At 72.7% G+C, this 18,174-nt stretch carries 10 protein-coding genes and 1 pseudogene; 7 read left to right on the top strand and 4 right to left on the bottom strand.

What is annotated here, in order from left to right; translation table 11 throughout:
• The first annotated feature begins 347 nt into the window (after positions 1-347).
• Positions 348-929: an NUDIX hydrolase gene (locus G6O68_RS13950; protein WP_165248746.1), complete on the top strand. Its 582-nt coding sequence runs from the start codon at positions 348-350 to the stop codon at positions 927-929.
• 16 nt (positions 930-945) lie between these two features.
• On the opposite strand, the gene G6O68_RS13945 is transcribed toward G6O68_RS13950, so the two are convergent.
• Positions 946-2,178, bottom strand: a complete 1,233-nt coding sequence (locus tag G6O68_RS13945; protein WP_165248744.1) for a S1C family serine protease — start codon at positions 2,176-2,178, stop codon at positions 946-948.
• 256 nt (positions 2,179-2,434) lie between these two features.
• On the opposite strand from G6O68_RS13945, the gene G6O68_RS13940 reads away from it, so the two are divergent.
• The 5 genes and pseudogenes from G6O68_RS13940 (at position 2,435) to G6O68_RS13920 (ending at position 10,181) form a co-directional block, all read left to right on the top strand.
• Positions 2,435-2,866 (top strand): hypothetical protein, encoded by a 432-nt coding sequence (locus G6O68_RS13940; protein ID WP_165248742.1) that lies wholly within the window; start codon positions 2,435-2,437, stop codon positions 2,864-2,866.
• Between the two features lie 225 nt (positions 2,867-3,091).
• Positions 3,092-4,075 carry a DUF1559 domain-containing protein gene (locus G6O68_RS13935; protein WP_165248740.1) on the top strand — a complete coding sequence of 328 codons (984 nt, stop codon included), beginning with the start codon at positions 3,092-3,094 and terminating at the stop codon, positions 4,073-4,075.
• A gap of 107 nt (positions 4,076-4,182) precedes the next feature.
• Positions 4,183-5,499: pseudogene (locus tag G6O68_RS13930) on the top strand (carboxymuconolactone decarboxylase family protein); the annotation flags it as partial.
• A 139-nt stretch (positions 5,500-5,638) separates the two neighbouring features.
• Positions 5,639-9,352, top strand: coding sequence for a PVC-type heme-binding CxxCH protein (locus tag G6O68_RS13925; RefSeq protein WP_165248736.1), 3,714 nt, complete (start codon positions 5,639-5,641; stop codon positions 9,350-9,352).
• A gap of 43 nt (positions 9,353-9,395) precedes the next feature.
• On the top strand, positions 9,396-10,181 hold the full coding sequence (locus G6O68_RS13920; protein WP_240911175.1) for a glycosyltransferase: 786 nt from the start codon (positions 9,396-9,398) through the stop codon (positions 10,179-10,181).
• Positions 10,182-10,209: 28 nt separating this feature from the next.
• Here the strand turns inward: G6O68_RS13920 and G6O68_RS13915 are convergent, their stop codons facing one another.
• Both G6O68_RS13915 and G6O68_RS13910 read right to left on the bottom strand, forming a co-directional pair.
• A complete protein-coding gene (locus G6O68_RS13915) occupies positions 10,210-13,758 on the bottom strand; it encodes a protein kinase domain-containing protein (RefSeq protein ID WP_240911174.1) in 3,549 nt (1,182 codons plus the stop codon).
• Between the two features lie 250 nt (positions 13,759-14,008).
• The gene (locus G6O68_RS13910) at positions 14,009-14,980 is read right to left on the bottom strand and encodes a bestrophin family protein (RefSeq protein ID WP_206108093.1); all 972 of its coding nucleotides are present in this window, start codon (positions 14,978-14,980) and stop codon (positions 14,009-14,011) included.
• 188 nt (positions 14,981-15,168) lie between these two features.
• Here G6O68_RS13910 and G6O68_RS13905 point away from each other — a divergent pair, with 188 nt between their 5' ends.
• Complete coding sequence (locus G6O68_RS13905) at positions 15,169-15,924, top strand: YoaK family protein (RefSeq protein ID WP_165248732.1); 756 nt, start codon at positions 15,169-15,171, stop codon at positions 15,922-15,924.
• A gap of 12 nt (positions 15,925-15,936) precedes the next feature.
• On the opposite strand, the gene G6O68_RS13900 is transcribed toward G6O68_RS13905, so the two are convergent.
• Positions 15,937-18,168, bottom strand: coding sequence for a cellulase family glycosylhydrolase (locus tag G6O68_RS13900; protein WP_165248730.1), 2,232 nt, complete (start codon positions 18,166-18,168; stop codon positions 15,937-15,939).
• Between the last annotated feature and the right edge of the window lie 6 nt (positions 18,169-18,174).

Genomic DNA, 18,174 nt, shown 5'->3' with positions numbered 1-18,174 from the left:
GTCGTTGTGATTCGCGGCGAGAGCGGCCCGGTGGTCGAGCCGATCGCGCGGGCCCTCGTGGACTGGGCGACGGGCCATCCCGCTTCGCAGGTCGACGCCTCTCGGCAGACTTCGGTCACCGTCGGCGTCAGCGACCCGGGCTTTGCAAAGTCCGATCGCTTCCGCGTCGGATGGCGGATCCAGCTCGGATCGTCGAGCGACGACGCCCAGGCCGACATCAGCGCGATGAGGTTGCTCGCCTTCAACGCGACGGGACGTTCGATCGCGAACATCGAGTTCGAGGATCCGACCCCTCCACCCTCTGACCCCGCCATCCCGCACCGCAACCCGCATCGGAGCGCCCCGCCTTGGCCCAGAACGAACAGGAAGCCTCCTGGTCCCGCGTGGACGAGGGGCGGCACGACACGACGATCGAGGAGAACTGGCTGTTCGCGCTCCGCAAGGAGCGGTTCCGGTCGCGGCTCTCCGGGTTGACGCACGACTTCTTCGTGGTCCGGCTGGCCGACGCCGTGCACGCGATCGCGATCACGCCCGAGAACGAGGTGCTGTTCGTCCGCCAGTTCCGCGCGGGCTCCGGGCGCGACAGCCTGGAGATCCCCGGCGGGCTCGTCGACCCGAACGAGGATCCGATGGTCGCGGGACCTCGCGAGCTGCTGGAAGAGACCGGCTACGCCGGCGACCCGCCCGAATACATCGGCGCGCTCTGGTCGAACCCGTCGCTCGTGACCTCGCGGACGATCACCCTCGTGATCCGCAACGCCCGCCGCGTCGCCGCGCCGAAGCTCGACCACACGGAGGAACTCACCGTCGAGAAGCACCCCGCGCGCGAGGTCTTCGACCTGATCCGCAAAGGCCGCGTCGACCACGCGCTGGTCGTCGCGGGGCTCCTCTGGTGGCAGGCGTCCGAGGAGAAGTTCTCGCGGACCTGACCGAACGGACCGCCCGTCAGGAGGAGCGGCCGAGCTGCACCGGCACGTCGGCCGGCCGCCCTTCCCGGATGACGGTGATCCGCACCGTGTCGCCGGGCTGGTGTTTCTCGACCTCGGTCAGCAGCTCGTCGACCGTTTTGACCCGCTTGCGCTCGACCGCGACGATCAGGTCGGCCGAGTCGGGGTCCAGCGAACGTCGGATGAATCCCGAGCCCAGGCGCTCGATCTTGACCTGGATCGGCCGGATGCCGGCGCGCTCGGCGGGCCCCCCCTCGGCGACGGCCAGCACCAGGAGCCCCTGCTCGGTCGTGTAGACGCGGGCGATCCCCAGGTCGGCGCGAATGACCCGGCCGTTCTCGATCAGCGGGCGGAGGATGCGGGCGATCGAGTTGATCGGCACCGCGAAGCTGACCCCGGCCGACTGGCCGACGTTGCTGATGATCGCCGTGTTCATGCCGATCACTTGCCCCCGCGAGTTCAAGAGCGGCCCGCCCGAGTTGCCCGGATTGATGGCGGCGTCGGTCTGGATGATCCCCTTGATCATCCGGCCGTTCTTGGCCTTCAGCGAGCGGTCCAGGCTGCTGACGATCCCCGTGGTGAGCGTCCGCTCCAGGCCGAACGGGTTGCCGATCGCCATGATCTTCTGGCCGACCAGGAGCTGGGAGGAGTCCCCCAGCTCGACCGGGTGGAGCATGTCGGCCTCGACGTCCACCTTGAGCACGGCCACGTCGTTCGAAGGGTCCACGCCGACGACGCTGGCCGGGTGGGCGGAGCCGTCGAACAGGGTGGCCCGGACGACGTCGGCCCCCTGGATGACGTGGAAGTTGGTCAGGATGTGGCCTTCCTTGTCGACCACGAACCCCGAACCGGTCCCCGTCGAGGTCTCCTCGGAGCCGAAGAAGCCCTGGACCTCGGACTCGGCGGTGATGTTCACCACGCTCTTGTTGACCGAGGCGTAGACCAGGACGTTCTTCCGCTCCTCGGCGTCGAGGTGCTTGAGGGCCTCCTCGTCAGGGGCCGCGCCCGGGGCGGTCGCGCCGTCGGCCGGCTCCAGCACGGGGGCGGCCGGAGGAGCCGTGGCGGCGCGGCCCGGCGGCGCCTGCACCATCTCGACGCCGGCCTGGGGGCGGGGCGGCGGCGGGACCTGGGCGGAGATCTCGGGCCGGGGGTAGGGCCGCCATCCCACGAGCAGCGCCGCCAGCGCCAGGGTCGTCGCGGCCGTGATCACATGGCCGACGACCGTCGTCATCGGCGACGTCCCGCCGTTCCTCATCGTTCTTGCCCTCGACTCGCGATCGCTTGGAGGCCCGCATTCCGGCGATTCATTGTAAAGGGTCCGAGGCCGTTGAAAAGGCCGGCCGCCTCGGCCCGAGGGCGCGCAATCCGGCCTCGCCCCTTGCGGACCGCGCCGCCGGCCTGTAGAGTCTTCGTCATCCACAAGTCTCCAAATCAGCGGGCCGACGCGTCTCGACTTCCGGACGACCCCCCGCCGGCGAACGATCTCCATGGCGTCACGACCCTCCATCCCGACGCGGACGGCCGCCGTCGCCCTGCTGGCGATGCTGGGGTGCTGGCTCGCGTCGCCGACGGCCAGGGCCGGTTGCCGCCATCCCGGCGCCCGCGACGCGCGGCCCGAGGCCGCCCGCCTGGACCTGCTGGCGGACGTCGGGGCGCTGGCGGCGGCCGAGCCCTCGATCCCGAAGCCGACGACCCCCTCCCCCTCCCCCTGCTCCGGCCTCCGCTGCTCCAGCGACCCCGCCCCCGCGTCCCCCTCGACCTCCGCCCCCGGGGCGCGGGTCGACCGATGGGTGCACCTGACCGCCCCGGTCCCGCCGCCGTCCTACGGTTCCGCCCTCCTCGCTCCCGCCTCGACCGCCTTGCGCCCCTCGCACGGCGGCCCCTCCCCGTTCCACCCCCCGCGACGGCCGATCGGCTGATCCCGGCCGCGAGTCCGCGCGCCGGCCTCCGTCCGCGCCGCGCCTCCAGCGGCCCAGTCCCGACGTGACCGATCCCGACCGACCCGGGCCCGCGAACCCGCGCCCGGGGCGACTCGCCGCGCCCGCCATGCGCCCAGGCGCGACGTCGCCCGGGCCTGCGCGCGGCCGGCGTCGGCGATCCTTCGCCCTCATACCGATCTCATCCCCGAAATCCGGAGGCTTCCCATGAAGCGTCGAGGCTTCACGCTCATCGAGCTGCTCGTCGTCATCGCGATCATCGCCGTGCTCATCGCCCTGTTGCTCCCCGCCGTGCAGGCCGCCCGGGGCGCGGCCCGCCGGATGCAGTGCGTCAACAACCTGAAGCAGTTCGGCATCGCCCTGCACAACTACCACGACGTCCAGGGCTGCTTCCCGCACAGCCGGGGGCTCAGCACGCCGGCCCCCAACTTCCCCCCCACGGCGACCTTCTCGGGGTTCGCCCGCGTGCTGGGCTACATGGAGCAGACCCAGGTCTTCAACACCATCAACTTCGACCTGCTGCCCAACGCGCCCGAGAACACGACGACCCAGGGGACCTCGGTGGCGATGTTCAGCTGCCCGAGCGACCCCCAGGCGACCGTGCCGACCGGCGAGGCCCCCGTGAGCTACCGCTTCAACGAAGGGGCGGGCATCCTGTTCACCTACGGCCCGAGCGACGTCGGCAGCGGCGCGAACGCGAACATGCCGGCCCCGGACGGCGTCTTCTTCAGCGTCAGCAAGACGACGATCGCCGCGATCACCGACGGCACCAGCAACACCACGGCCATGTCCGAGCGGCTCAAGGGGGACTTCAGCAACGCCGTGGCGACCCCGGCCTCCGACCTCTTCCTGCCGAGGACTTTCCCCGCCACGGCCGACGCGGCCATCGCCGACTGCCTTTCGATCGACGTGCGGACCCTCACCACCCAGGGCGTCTCGAGCCAGGGCTCCCCCTGGCTGGCGGGGAGCACTTCGTGCGTGTACGGCCACGGCAACACCCCCAACACCCGCTCCTGCATGTTCCCGCCGGGGCGGATCCTGAACATGGCCTCCAGCACCCACGCGGGGGGCGTCAACGTCCTCCTCTGCGACGGCGCCGTGCGGTTCGTCAAGGACGCCATCGCCCGCGACGTCTGGCGCGGCCTCGGCACCCGAGCCGGCGGCGAGATCCTCAGCGCCGACGCCTACTGACCCGAAACCCCGATCCGAACCATCCGATCACCCGACTTCGCAGACGAGGAACCAGGACCATGATGAAGGAACTCAAGGCCGCCGGCGGCCTGCTGCTCGGCCTGGCGCTGACGGGCCAGGCCCCCGCGGACGAGGCCCCGGCCGTCGCCCCGCTCGACGACGCGGCCTGCTGGCAGGCCCTCCCCGCGATCAAGTCCGGAGGCGGCGGGCCGCTGCCGATCTGGGCGAAGGCCGTGGCCGTGCGCCTCCCCCGCACCGCCGCCGCGATGCTCGAACTGGACCACGCCCAGCGCACCAAGAGCCCGCTCGACCCCAAGCTCCGCGCCGCGATGCGCTGGGTCGTCGCCCACAACAACCGATGCGCCTACACCGAGGCCTACGCCCTGGCCGACGCCCGACGCGCCGGGATGGACGAGGCGACCATCAAGGCCGTCGTCGGCGATCCCGAAGGCTGGCCGGCCCAGTACCGCGACGCCCTGGAATTCGCCCGGCTCCACACCGTCGACGCGCCCACGATCCCCGACGAGCTGTTCGCCCGCCTCGTCGACAAGTACGGCGAGAAGGGCGCCGCGGCGGCCGTCCTGCTGGGGGCCTACGGCAACTTCCAGGACCGGATCGTGCTGGGCCTGAACCTGCCGATGGAGCCGGGCGGGCCGCTGCCGCCGATCGAGGTCGCCTTCGCCCCCGGCGCGTTCCAGTCGCAGCCGGTCCTGCCGCCCCAGGCCGACCTGAAGCCCCTGAAAGACGGCGGCGAGACGGTCGTCGACCGCGATCCCGAATGGTCGGGCCTGTCGTACGACGACCTCCAATCGCGCCTGGAGAGCCAGCGGGCGCGGAAGCCCCGGCTGCCGATCCCCCCCTGGGACGAGGTCAAGAAGGGGCTGCCGCCGGAGTTCGCCTCGCGGCCGACGCGGATCGTCTGGAACCTCGTCTGCTCGGGCTACGTCCCCGAGCTGGCCGTCCCCTGGAGCCGGGCCACGCGGACGATGTGGGCCGAGGCCAAGCCCGACCGCGTGTTCGAGGAGAGCCTGTTCTGGGTCCAGACCCGCGCCATCCGCTGCAACTACTGCATGGGCCACTGCGAGATGCTGCTGGAGGTCGCCGGGCTGGACAAGGGGGCGATCGCCGAGCGCACGCGACGCCTCGCCGGCGACGACTGGTCGGCCTTCCCACCCGAGGAACAGCGCGCCTACGCCTACGCCCGCACGCTGACGAAGGCTCCCTGGACCGTCACGCCCGCCGACTACCGGAAGTTGGAGGCGGACCTCGGCCCCGAGGCGGCCATGGCGACCTTCTGGTGGCTTTGCCGCGGCCTCTACATGACCCGCGTCTCCGACGGCTTCCAGCTCCCGCTGGAGCGTGACAACGTCTTCATGGACTTCTACGGCCCGCGCGGGCCCGGCGCCAAGACCGAGAAGAAATGATCCCGCCGCCCGGCCCGGCCCGCCTCGGCGGTCGGGCCGGGATCGCGGCGGTCACTGGACCGTCGCCGGCCGCTCGGCCAGAATGGGGCGTCGCTGCTCGACGGACGCGCCCCCTCTCCTCGATCTCGCGGAGCCGCCGATGGTCTTCCTGCCCGCGTCGCCTCGCCGCCAGGCCTACCTCATCCTCGCGGGGGCCTGCCTGGCCCTCGCGCCGACCGCGCTCCGCGCGCAGACCTCGCCCGAGGAGTCCGCGAAGAAGCTGAAACCGGCCGAGGGCCTGGAAGCCACCCTCTGGGCGGCCGAGCCCCTGCTCTTCAACCCGACCAGCATGGACGTCGACTCCCGAGGCCGGGTCTGGGTCTCCGAGGGGCTCAACTACCGCCTCACGCGGGGCGGGAACAAGAAGTTCGCCCGCATCGAGGAGTCGGACAAAATCAAGATCCTGGAGGACACCGACGGCGACGGCAAGGCCGACAAGGTCACCGTCTTCGCCGACCGGATCTTCCCCGTCCCCATGGGCCTGGCCGTCGAGGAACGCTACGACGAGGCCGGCAAGTACCGGGGCTGCCGGGTCTACGTCGGCAACAGCCCCGACCTGCTGGTGCTGGAAGACACCGACGGCGACGACCGGGCCGACAAGCGGTACCCGCTGCTCACCGGCTTCGGCGGGCTCGACTCCGACCACGGCGTCCACGGCGTGGCCCTGGGGCTCGACGGCAAGCTCTACTTCACCCACGGCGACGGCTGCTGCTCGGTCCAGGGGGATCGCTCGGAACGCTACCAGAACTTCGACGTGGTCGACGCCTCGGGCCGCCACGTCGTCGCCGACAAGTACGCCAACACCCTCCGCGTCAACCGCGACGGCACCGAATTCGAGGTCGTCTGCGACGGCCAGCGCAACAATTACGAGACCTGCCGCGACGCCTTCGGCAACGGCTTCACCAGCGACAACGACGACGACGGCAACCGCGGCTGCCGCGTGATCCATACCATGGACGGCGGCCGGTTCGGCTACAAGACCCCCGGCAGCCCCCGACACTGGGGCGAGGACGTGCCGGGCAACGTCCCCAAGCTCGTCGGCACCGGCAACGGCAGCCCCTGCGGGATCGCCGTGTACGAAGGCCGGCTCCTCCCCGCCTCCTACTTCGGCGGCCTGCTGGAGGCCGAGGCCGGCACCCGCCAGATTAACTTCTTCCCGATCACCCGGCAGGGCGCGACCTTCCGGGCCGAGTCCCAGGTCCTGCTCGCCAGCGACGACCCGTGGTTCCGCCCCGTCGACATGACCGTGGCCCCCGACGGCTCCGTCTTCGTCGCCGACTGGTACGACGCGGGCGTCGGCGGCCACGCCTTCGCGGACCAGGACACCGGCCGCATCTACCGCGTCGCGCCGAAGGGCGCCGGGCCGAAGGCCGCGAAGCCCGACTTCGCCACCCTCGCCGGCCTCATCGAGGGACTCAAGTCCCCCTGCGTGGCCACCCAGGACGCCGCCCGGCGGTCCCTGATCGCGCGAGGCGACGCCTCGGCCGACTCGCTCGCGACCCTGATCCGCGAAGGCTCCCCCGAGGAGGCCGCGAGGGCGATCTGGACCGCCACGGCCGTCCCGAAGCTCGCCTCGATCGCGGCCGACATGCTGCGGAATCCGAAAGCGTTCCGGGGCGACGACCCGCGGTTCCGCGAGCTGGCCGTCCGCATCCTCGGCCGCGACTGCCGCGAGAACGGGATCGTCGAATACAAGGACCCCGAGGCCCGCAAGCCCGCCCCGGCGCTGGCGCACCTCGACCTCCTGCTCCCCCTGGCCGACGACCCCGATCCGGGCGTCCGCCGCGAGCTGATCCTGGCGCTCCGGAAGGTCCCGACGCCGAAGGCGGCCGAGGCGCTCCGCAAGCTGATCGCCGGCTGGGACGGTCGCGACCGCACGTATCTGGAAGCCCTGGGCCTGGCCCTCGACGGCCGCGAGCCCGAGTTCATCACGAGCCTGATCGACCCCTCGCTGTTCGGCGGCTCGGGCGATTTCGCGAAGCTCGCCGCCGACGACCGCGTCGCCCTGCCGCCGTACTTCCCCGTCGACCGCAACGAGGCGTACATCCCCCTCGGCGCCCCCGAGCCCGAGGCCAACGCCCTGAGCAAGCTGCTCGGCTTCCTGTGGCGGCTGCAACGGCCCGAGGCGCTGCCGCTGCTGGAGCAGGTGCTCCCGCAGCTCAAGGCGCCCGGCCTCCAGCAGGCGGGCGACGACGTGCTGCTCCGGGTCCGCTCCCCCTACGCGGCCGACGTGGCGGCGCTGCTGGCCGCGAGCGCCGCCGACCCGGCCCGCCGCCGCATCCTGCTGGACATGCTGGCGACGCAGCTCGCCGGGCCCTGGAACGAGGCGAAGGGGCGCCCGCCGGTCGTCCGAACGATCGAGGCGGCCCTCGGCGAGCCCGACTGGCGCCGCCAGGGGATCGCGATGGCCGCCGCCAGCCGCGACGCCCGCTATCGGGCCTCGGTGGAGGGCTTCGCGGTCGACCCGGCCGTCCCCGACGAGGTCGCGGCCGCCGCCGTCGAGGCGACGGGTTCGCTCGGCGGGACGCCCGACAAGGTCCTCGCCGCCCTGATCGACGCGACCTCGGGCAAGCCTTCCAACCCGCGCGCCGAGGCCGCCGTCCGCACCCTGCCGAAGACGTCCGACGCCCGCGACCGGCTGTCGGGGCTCCTGACCGACCGCGCGTTCCCGACCGCCCTGCGTCGCGAGGCCCTTCGGACGCTCGCGCGGCTCCCCGAAGGCGGGATGCGGATCATCGAGTTGGCGAAGGGGGGCAAGCTCCCGGACGACCTGAGGACCGAGGCGACCACCACCCTGCACGGCCTGGGCGACCCCCGCGTCCGCGAGGCCGCCGCGAGCGTGCTCCCCCCGCCGGCGACCGCCGGGGGCCGTCCCCTGCCGCCGCTCGGCGAGCTGCTGCGTCGCCAGGGCGACCCGGCGCGCGGCGAGCAGGTCTTCTTCCGGCAGGGCTCCGAGTCCTGCGGCGCCTGCCACCGCGTTCAGGGCCGAGGCCGGTGGGTCGGCCCGGACCTGTCGACGATCGGCGTGAAGTACGGCAAGGACGAGCTGCTCCGCTCGATCCTCAACCCCAGCGCCGCGATCAGCTACAACTTCCGCTCGGTGATCCTCGCCCTGGAGGACGGCCGGATCCTCACCGGCCTGCCGGTCGAGGAGTCGAACGGGTCGACGACGATCAAGACCGCCCAGGGCGAGCGCCTGGTCGTGCCGGCGGCCGACGTCGAGGAGCGTCGCTTCAGCGAGGTCTCGCTGATGCCCGAGAACCTCGCGGGGACGATGACCGACGGCGAGCTGGTCGACCTCGTCGCGTACCTCGGCTCGCTGCGACGGCCGGTCAGCGTCGTCGGCCGCTACCGCGTCCTTGGCCCGATGACGGGCGAGGGATTCGACCCGACCGCCCGGCTCGACCTCGACGCCGCGGCGCCCGACGGCGCCGGCGGCTCGCTCTCGTGGCGCCGCGTCGAGGCCGACGCCGAGGGCCGCGCCGACCTGCGGACGTTCCTGCCCCCCGGCGGGGCGGCCGCCGCGCACGCCTTCGCCCACGCGCCGATCGTCTCGCCCGCCGCCCAGAAGGCGACCCTCGTCGTCGACGCCCAGGCCGAGGTCGCCGCCTGGCTGAACGGCCGGCCCGTCGAGCTGTCCAGGTCCGCCGAAGGGACGTGGACCTCGGCCGAGCTGGACCTGCCGGAAGGTCGGGGGTCGCTCCTGATCCGGGTGGGCGGCGGGAACGGCGACGCGGCGGGCCTCGTCGCCACCATCGTCGCCCCCCAGCCGATCGCCTTCGACGCCGACGGCGCCGAGGCGGCCGGCCGATGATCGCCCCCCAACCGCGTCCACGAACGAGTCGGGACCGCACCCCGTGACAGCGCCAGCATCCGAAGAACCGGGGCGATCGGCGACGATCGCCGTCGCCATCCCCTGCTATAACGAGGCCGCCGCCGTCGGCCGCGTGGTCGACGACTTCCGCGAGCACCTGCCGGGCGCCGAGGTGGTGGTCTTCGACAACGCGTCCGACGACGACACGGCCGCGATCGCCGCCGCCCACGGCGCGCGCGTCGTCCCCGTCCCCGACCGGGGCAAGGGCTTCGCCGTCCGCGCGGCGTTCGCGGCCCTGCGCGGCTACGACGTGGTGGTCATGGCCGACGGCGACGGCACCTACCCGGCGGACCACGTCCGCGAGCTGATCGCGCCGGTGCTGGACGGCCGCGCCGCCATGACCGTAGGGGCGCGGCGGCCGGTGCCGGGCGCGCAGGCGATGGCCCCGGTGCGGGCGCTGGGGAACTTCCTGATCCGGGGGGCCTTCCGCGTCCTGATCGGTCCCGGGACCGGCGACCTGCTCTCCGGCTATCGCGCGTTCAGCCGGTGGTTCGTCGAGTCGGCCGACCTCCGCTCCGAGGGGTTCGAGATCGAGACCGAGCTGGCCGTCGCGGCGACCGCCGGCCGGTTCCCGACTCTGGAAATCGACGTGCCGTACCACCCCCGGATCGCCGGGACCGAGAGCAAGCTCCGGGCCTTCCGCGACGGCCGTCGGATCCTCCGGACCATCGTCCGCGAAGGGGTCCGGCTCCGGCCGCTCCGCGCCGCGGCCCTGCTCGCGACCCTCGCGGCCGCGATCGCCGCGGCCGCGCTGTACTTCCGCCGCTGATGAGGGCGGGTCGCTCGGCCTCGCTTGCTCATTCGGCGGGGGGGGCGGCCCAGAGCTTGATGGTCCGATCGAGGCTGGCCGAGGCCAGGACGCCGCCGTCGCGGCTTACGCACAGGGCGATCACCGGCGCGGCGTGGCCTCGGAGGCTGAGCAGCTTCCGGCCGCCTTCCCGATCCCAGAGGCATACGGCCTTGTCGATCCCGGCGGTCGCCAGCCGCCCGTCCGGGGTGAAGCTCAGGCCGAGGACGTCGCCGAGATGGCCGTCGAGGGGCCGCGAGACGCCGGGGTCCGTCAGGTCCCAGAGCCTGACCGGGCCTCCGTGCGAGGCCGTCGCGAGGGCGTCCCCGGTCTCGTCGAACGTCAGGGCAAGGACATCTCCCTCGGTCGAGAGCCGGGCGGCCACCTTCCCCGAGGCGAGGTCCCAGACGATCGCGGACCGGTCGCTGGAACCCGAGGCCAGCCGCCGGCCGTCCCGGCTCAGCGCGAGCCGGCGGACCGCGTCCTCGTGGCCCTCCAGGACCCGCGCCAGCTCGCCGGTCTCGGAGTCCCAGACGTGGATCTTGCCGTTCCCGCCGCCGGAGGCGACCAGGGCGCCGACGCCGAGGTAGACGACCGCGTCGACCACCTCGCCGTGCCCCCGGTACTCGCGGATCGACCGGCCGGTCGCCACGTCCCAGATGGTCACGGAGCCCCTCTGCTCGGGGGGCTTTTCGGGGTCCCCCGAGGACGAGGCGAGCCGCATCCCGTCCGGGCTGAAGCTCAGGGACCGGGCCCGAGACGCAAGCCCCTTGAGCTGGCGGACGAGGCGGCCCGAGCCGACTTCCCAGAGGCGGATCACGTCGTCGTCGTGCCCGGAGGCCAGGAACCGGCCGTCGTCGGTCATCGCCAGGCAGCCGGCCGAGCCGCCGAAGCGGCGCACCGGGGCGTCCTTGAGCGTCAACGGGCGGGGCGGGCTCGACGGGTCCCAGACCCTCGCCACCCCTTCGGTCGAGACCGAGACCAGGGCCCGGCCGTCCGGGCTCGCCGCCAGCCCGCGCACACCCCCGGTGTGGCCGAGGAACTTGCGCAGGAGGCGGCCCGAGGCGGCGTCCCAGATCCGGATCGCGTCGTCGTTGCCCCCGGACGCCACCCAGCCCCCGGTCGGCGGGTAGGCCAGGCAGAGGACGCCCCCCTGGTGCGCCTGGATCACCATCACCGAGGTCCCGGTGGCGACGTCCCAGAAGCGGACGGTGCCGTCGAGCCCCGCGGTGACGAGCCTCGCGCCGTCCGGGCTGAAGGCCGCGACCCGCACCTCCCCCTCGTGATCGTCGAGCTGGTGGACGACGCCCGATCGTCCGGCGAGGTCCCAGATCTTGACCCGGCCGTCGAGCCCGGCCGTGACGGCGAAGCGGCCGTCCCGGCTGACGTCGATCGCCGAGATCGGCCCTTCGTGGCCGCCGGGGGGCCACGGCCGCTCCGCGCCGGTCTCGGCGTCCCAGATCCGGACGACGTGGTCGGAGCAGGCGGCGGCAAGGCGCTTCCCGTCGGGCGTCCAGGCGAGGCTCAGGACGGCGCGCCGGTCGACGTCCAGGGTTTGCTGGAGGGTGCCGGACGCGACGTCGTAGACCCCCACCGCGAACTCCCCTCCGGGGGCCGGCCCGGCGAGCCGCTTCCCGTCCGCGCTGTAGGCGAGCGCATGGACCCCCGAGCGCAGGTCGGCCGGACGTCGGTCGGTCGACGGCTGCTGGAAGGACCGCCGCTCGCGGCCGTCGTCCAGGCCCCAGGTCCGGATCGCGCCCTCCATAGAGAGCGTGGCGAAGTCGCCCCCAGCGGGGGAGATCGCCGTCGCGACGAGCCGCTCGCCGGGGGTCTTGACCGCCAGCCGCTCCTGGCCGTCCAGCCCCCGGAGATAGCGCCACTCCCAGCCGCGGCGGTCGGGCTCGTCGGGGCCGGGGCGCATCAGATCCAGCTGGGTGCGGAAGTCCCCGTACTCGTCCCCCTCCCAGGCGGACGACGCGAGATTCGAGCGGGTGGCGTAGAGGGTCTCGTCGAGCGCCGCCTGGGTCTCGTTCAGGTCCTCCAGGGTCCGCTGGGCGAGGCGGCGGGCCCCGGCCTCCTGCTCCTGGGCGGCCTTGGCCTCGAGGCTCCGGGCCTCGCTCTGGGCGGCCAGCTGGCTCGCCGTCTCGGCCAGCCGATTCGCCTCGTCGGCCCGGTCGCGGAACTGCCGCGCGACCATCAGCGAGCCGACGGTCATCAGCAGCAGGAGCGCCGTCAGCACGCCTCCCAGGATCGCGATCGTCGGGTTCCGCCGCGCCCATCGCCAGTAGCGTTCGACCGGCGAGGCCCGCCGCGCCAGGACGGGGAGGTCGTCCAGGAACCGCCGGAGGTCCGCCCCGAACGCGGCGGCCGTCGGGTAGCGGCTCTCCGGGGCCTTCTCGATCGCCTTCTCGACGACGGTCGCCAGGTCGAGCGGGATCCGGGGGTCGAGCTTCCGCAGGCGGGGCGGCGAGGCTTCCGTCACCTGGCGGATCAGCCGGGCCCGCTCGCGCTCGTCGAACGCGGGCCGACGCGCCAGCAGCTCATACAGGGTGAGCCCCATCCCGTAGACGTCGGACCTCGCGTCGCACTTGCCGTCGAACGCCTCGGGGGAGAGGTAGCGGAGCGTCCCCACCACGTCCCCGCTCTGCGTGAGGTCCTGGGGGTCGTCCCACTTCGCCAGCCCGAAATCGGTCACCCAGACGGTCCCGCGCTCGTCCAGCATCAGGTTCGACGGCTTCACGTCGCGGTGGAGGATCCCCTGCGAGTGGGCGTAATCCAGCCCCCCCGCCGCCTGCACGCCCAGGCGGGCGACCCATTTCCAGTGGTCCCGGCCGACCTCCGGCTCGGTCTCCCGCTCGCCCGCCTCCGCCTCCGCGGGGGGCGGCCCGTCGGCTTCCGAGGGGTCCGAGGGCCCGTCGGCCGGCCCGGAGCCGTCGTCGGCGCCGTCGCACTCGGTATGCCCCCGCCCCATCAGCGAGCGGGCGACCGCCAGGAACGACCGGTCGCCGCCCGCGTCGATCTGGGTGTCGACCGGCGGGGCCCCCTCGGCCGTATCGTCGGGCTCGACGCCCCGACCCTCGTCGCGACCGCGACCGCGACCGCGACCGTTCCCGCCCCCCGGGGACCGGGACGGATCGTCCAGGGGCTCCGTCGCGTCCAGCCGGGACGGCGGCCGCCGCGAGGCGTCGAGGACCGCGTCCAGCCCCACCCCGGAGATGAACTGCATGACGTAGTAAGGCGTCCCCTCGTACTCGCCCACCCCGAAGACCGGCACGATGTTGGTGTGGTGGAGCCGCCCGGCGGCCCTCGCCTCGCGCTCGAACCGCCGCCGACGCTTGGCGTCCCTCAGCCCCATCGACAGGACCTTCAGGGCGACCCGGCGGCCGAGCGAGACCTGCCAGGCCTCGTAGACCACGCCCATGCCCCCCCGGCCGACCTCGCGCACGATCTCATAGTCGCCGAACGACGAGGGGGCGGGGGACGTCGCGTCGCCCGTCCCTCCGGTCGGGGGGCGGCCGCCCGAGCCCTGATCCGAGTCGCTCTCGCAGGCGGTCGCCATGGTCGCCTCGCCCCTTCGACGTGAGGGCGTCCTCGATGCATGCATGGGGGATCGGGCGGATCGCTCGAAAGCCGGGCGCGACCAGCGGCCTTCCGGCCCCGGCGGCGGTTTCGAGCGACTCCGGATATCGGGCGGGATGGTGCAGGTCGGATCGCAAAAGGCAGGGTCCATCGTGACCGCCCGCCCGCGATTTTGCAAGGGGGACGGTCGCCGTCGTGCGGGCCCTGGGGGAGTGGGCGCGGCGTTCGGTTCAGGACGCCTTGGTCCGCAGGAGCGCCGGCGAAGGGCCGGGCAGGCCGTCCTCGCGGGCGCGGGAATCGGGGGCGGCCGGAGACAGGGTGTCGCCGCGGTCGAGCATCGCCAGCAGGTCGGTCTCGATCTTATGGCAGAGCTGGTCCAACGGCAGGTGGTTGAGGCTCGTCTCCGAGAACGGGAACTGCAACTCCGTGCCGATCTTGTCCAGGGCCAGCACCGGGGCGGCGACGAGCATGGTCACGAGCGGCGTGAGCCAGCCGGCGTCGTCCAGCAGCGCGAACGGCAGCGTCACCAGGAACAGCATGATGAACCGGCGGATCTCGATCCGATACGCCAGGGGCAGCGGCGACGAGCGGATCCGCTCGCAGGCGCCCATGTGGTCGATCAGGATCGCACGCTGGTTCTCCGCCTGATGGAAGGCGAACGCGCTCATCCCCAGCCTCTCGTGAGCCTCCCGCAGGAGGTTGGCCAGGTGCAGGGCGACGGCGTTCGGCATGTGATGCGACGCGAAGAGTCGGTCGGCGGGCTCGCGCCCCAGCAGGGCGACCAGCGACGAGCTGTGCCGCTGGTCGCGCAGGCTCAGCCGGATGGCGTGCGGCAGGGCCGCCGACCAGCGGACGAACTGCTCGCGCCAGCCGCGCTCGGCCGGGCCGTACGCCAGCGCCTCGATCGCGATGTTCCGCGACTGGTTGACGATCCCCCCCCAGAGCTTCCGGGCCTCCCACCAGCGCTCGTAGCCGGCGTTGGTGCGGAGCACCAGCAAGAGGCCCAGGGCGGCGCCCGCGACCTCGTGCGGGCCCACGCCCATGTGCAGGCCGTCGATGAAGTGGTCGCTGAAGTGCAGCGCCGTGACGAGGGTCGCGAACGCCCCGAAGGCGAACACCCGGAGCAGGGTCAGCGGCATCGCCGACCCCTGGATGCCGAACACCTCCACCCAGAACAGCATTTCCTTGTCGCGGAATCTCACGGCCTCGATGATCCTCTTGGGCGGCCCCGCCCCGGGGCCTGGCGTCTCGATGCGTCCCTGCCCCCGCGGCGCCGTCCGGGCCGACCGCGGCTGACGATCGATTCTATCAATGATAGACTGATCCGCTCCAGATGCATGGAATTATGAAAACCCCTAAATCTCCGCGACCAGAAGGCAGGATCATCTCGATGAGAACGGACGTCTTCAAGAACGTCTTCGGCCGCCGCAATCAGTTCCTCTGGCTCAGCCTGGCGTTCCAGGCCGGCTTCATGAACGCCGGGGGCTTCCTGGCCTGCGGCCGTTTCGTCTCGCACGTCACGGGTTACGGCACCTACGCGGGGGTCGCCCTGGGACAACGGGACTACCTCATCTTCTTCGAGATGGCCCTCGCACCGGCCTTCTTTTGCATGGGGGCGGTCTACGCCGGATGGCTCGTCGACCGCCGGCTTCTGCTCGGCGTCGAGCCGCTCGTGGAGCGCGGCATCCTCACTCTGGCCCTCGCGAACGTCGTGATCTGGCTGGCGGAGATCTCGGGATACCTCGGCCAGTTCGGCGAGCCGCTCGAACTCCAGGGCGACGTCTTCCTGCTGTTCGCCCTCTGCTTCGCCTGCGGCCTGCAGAACGGCCTGTTCACCGGGCTGACGTCGGGGCAGGTCAGGACCACCCATCTCACCGGCCCGACCACGGACCTGGGCCTCACCGCCGCGAAGATCTGGACCCTGCCCCGCGACGACGAGCGCCGGAGGCCGCTCGTCCTGGCGAACTGGCTGCGGACCAAGATCATCGTCGCCTTCACCGGCGGCTCGATGATCGCCGTCCTGGTCTTCCCGTTCGTGACGCACGAGGGCTTCGCCTTCCCGGCGGTCCTGTCGCTTTTCCTCGCTTGGTACGTCCGATGGCTGCTGCACCACGGCGACGGCGGCGAGCCCCCCGAGGAGGTCTGAGCACGCGCCCGCTCATCGCCCCAGGCGGTAGGAGGGGGAGGCCAGCGAGACCGAGCCCGCCCCCCCCTTCTCGCGGTCCGGCGAGTCGAGCAGGAGGACGGCCTCCCAGCTCAGCGGGCCGTGGGGGACGCCGTCGCCGGCGCCCCCCCAACGGCCCCCGGGGGCCGAGCCGTCGAGCGGGACGCGGACGAGTTGCCAGCCTTCGAAGTCCAGCCGCCCCAGGTCGGGCTGGAACGGCTGCCCGGACGCATCCCGGAACCGGCAGCGGACGTACGCGTTCGAGCGATCCCCCTTGATCCAGAACAGGGCCTCCACCGCTTCCTCCGGGATCGGCAGGGCCTCGCGGGGCTGGACGGTGAGATACCGCCAGCCCGGGTCGAAGGCGAAGCCGATCGCGACGGCCCGCCCCTCCCGGCCGTCGGCCTCCACCTTCGAAGCCGTCAGCGGGGTGGCGGGCGTCGGGGCGTTCTCGACGTGCAGCACCGCGTGCAGGACGTCGAGGAGGTCGCCGCCGCTTGCCCCCCGGATCGGCTCGAAACGCCCCGACACCGGCTCGACGACCTCGCGGCCGTCCGCATCCAGCAGGACGAGGTCGACGTCCCGGGACTTCGTCGCCAGGCTCACGCGAGCTTCCGCCTCGCCGGCCTGGATCGCCACCCCGGCCGATGCCGCCTCCGCGCCGTCCGGCCCCTTCGCGACCAGCCGGCCGTGGAACGCCCGCCGGGCCGGGTTGGCGATCGAGGCTTCGAACGCCTCGCCGCGCGGGGCGATCGCCAGGGTCAGCGGGTCGATCCGCCAGAACTGGAGCGGGGCGATCGCCGGCAGCGGCTTCCCCTTGTAAAGGAATTCGAGGGCGATTTCGCGGTGGGCCGCCCGCCGCGATTCCTGCGGGAGCATGTAGGACGCCATCCTGACTCCGTCGACCATCTCCCATGAGAAATCGATGATCCGGGGACGTCCCGCGATCCGGAGCGTGAGGTCCTTCGCGCCCGAGACGCCGGCCGCCAGCAGGAAGTCGAGTCTCGGCTCGACGCCCGCACCCTCCACGCGAGGCCCCGGCCTCATCCGGATAGCGGCCAGGGTGCGGAGGTCGGCCGCTTCCGGATCGGAGTCCTTCACCAGGCGGATCGCGGGCGTTCGGGCGGACTCGGGATCGGCCGCGTCGGTCGTCCACGACACGATCGCCAGCGGGCCGTCTTCCTGCTGGAACAGCAACCTCCACTCGGCGGAGCCCGACCCGAGGAGTCGGTGCCGGTACGAGTAGCCGCGCAGCTTCCGGATCAGCTCCTTCGCCGCGAGGAACGAGGGCTTGGGCGTCAGGTCCTGCCGGACGGTCCCGAACCGGTGCTCGTTCTCCTTCGGGTCGGGGCCGTCGTCCTTCCAGTCGTAGAAGATCGAGAGGTCGACGCCGTTGGCGAGGTTCGAGAGGTACTGGCGGACGAGGTAGCGGGCCTGCTCGGCCTCGCTGAACCGCTTCTCGGCCGTGGAGTAGCCCCACTCGCCCGAGAGGATCGGCAGCGCTCGCCTCGGCGGCGCGGATCGGGCGATCATCGCGGCGAGCCGGCCGTAGTCCTCGGCGGCGGTCTCGGGGTGGCTCTCGCGGTAGGGGTGGACCGACACGGCGTCGACGTGATCGAGCAGGCCCGTCGCGAACAGCCTCTCGAAGAACTCCCAGGGGAAGCCCGACGAGGCCGGGGCCGCGACGAACGCCTTCGGGTCGGCCGCGCGGATCGCCTTCGCCGTCTCCAGCGCGAGCTTGGCGTAGTCGTCGACGTTGGGCTCGGGCTTCCAGAAGCTGATGTTGGGCTCGTTCCAGATCTCCCAGATCACCCCCCGGCCTTTGAAGTGGGCGGCCGCAGCCCCTGCGAACCGTGCGAAGGCCGCGCAGCCCTCGGGGGTGTGCGGCGAGAGGCCGTCGTCGTACCGGGGATGGCTGTAGTCGAGGATGAAGTAGGCGCGGGCGCCGACTTTGTCGAGGTGCCCCAGCAGCCGGTCGTAGGCCGAGAAGTCGTACTTCCCCGGCTCGCGTTCGATCCCCTGCCAGAAGAAGTCCATCCGGGCCCACCGGAAGCCCGCCTCGGCGAACCGCTCCATCTCGCCGGGGGCCGCGTCGGTGAAGTGGATGTTCACGCCGAGCCCGTCGGGGATCGTCGGCGGCGGGGGCGTCGGCTGGGCCCGGACGGGGCCGGCGGCCAGCGCGGCCGCCAGCAGGGATGCGAGGAGCCGAGGGGCGGAGAGGGTCATGGCAGC

This window comes from Paludisphaera soli (genome assembly GCF_011064595.1).
Lineage (GTDB): Bacteria > Planctomycetota > Planctomycetia > Isosphaerales > Isosphaeraceae > Paludisphaera > Paludisphaera soli.
The sequence above is the reverse complement of the archived record's forward strand: the minus strand, read 5'-3'. Positions and strand labels throughout refer to the sequence as shown.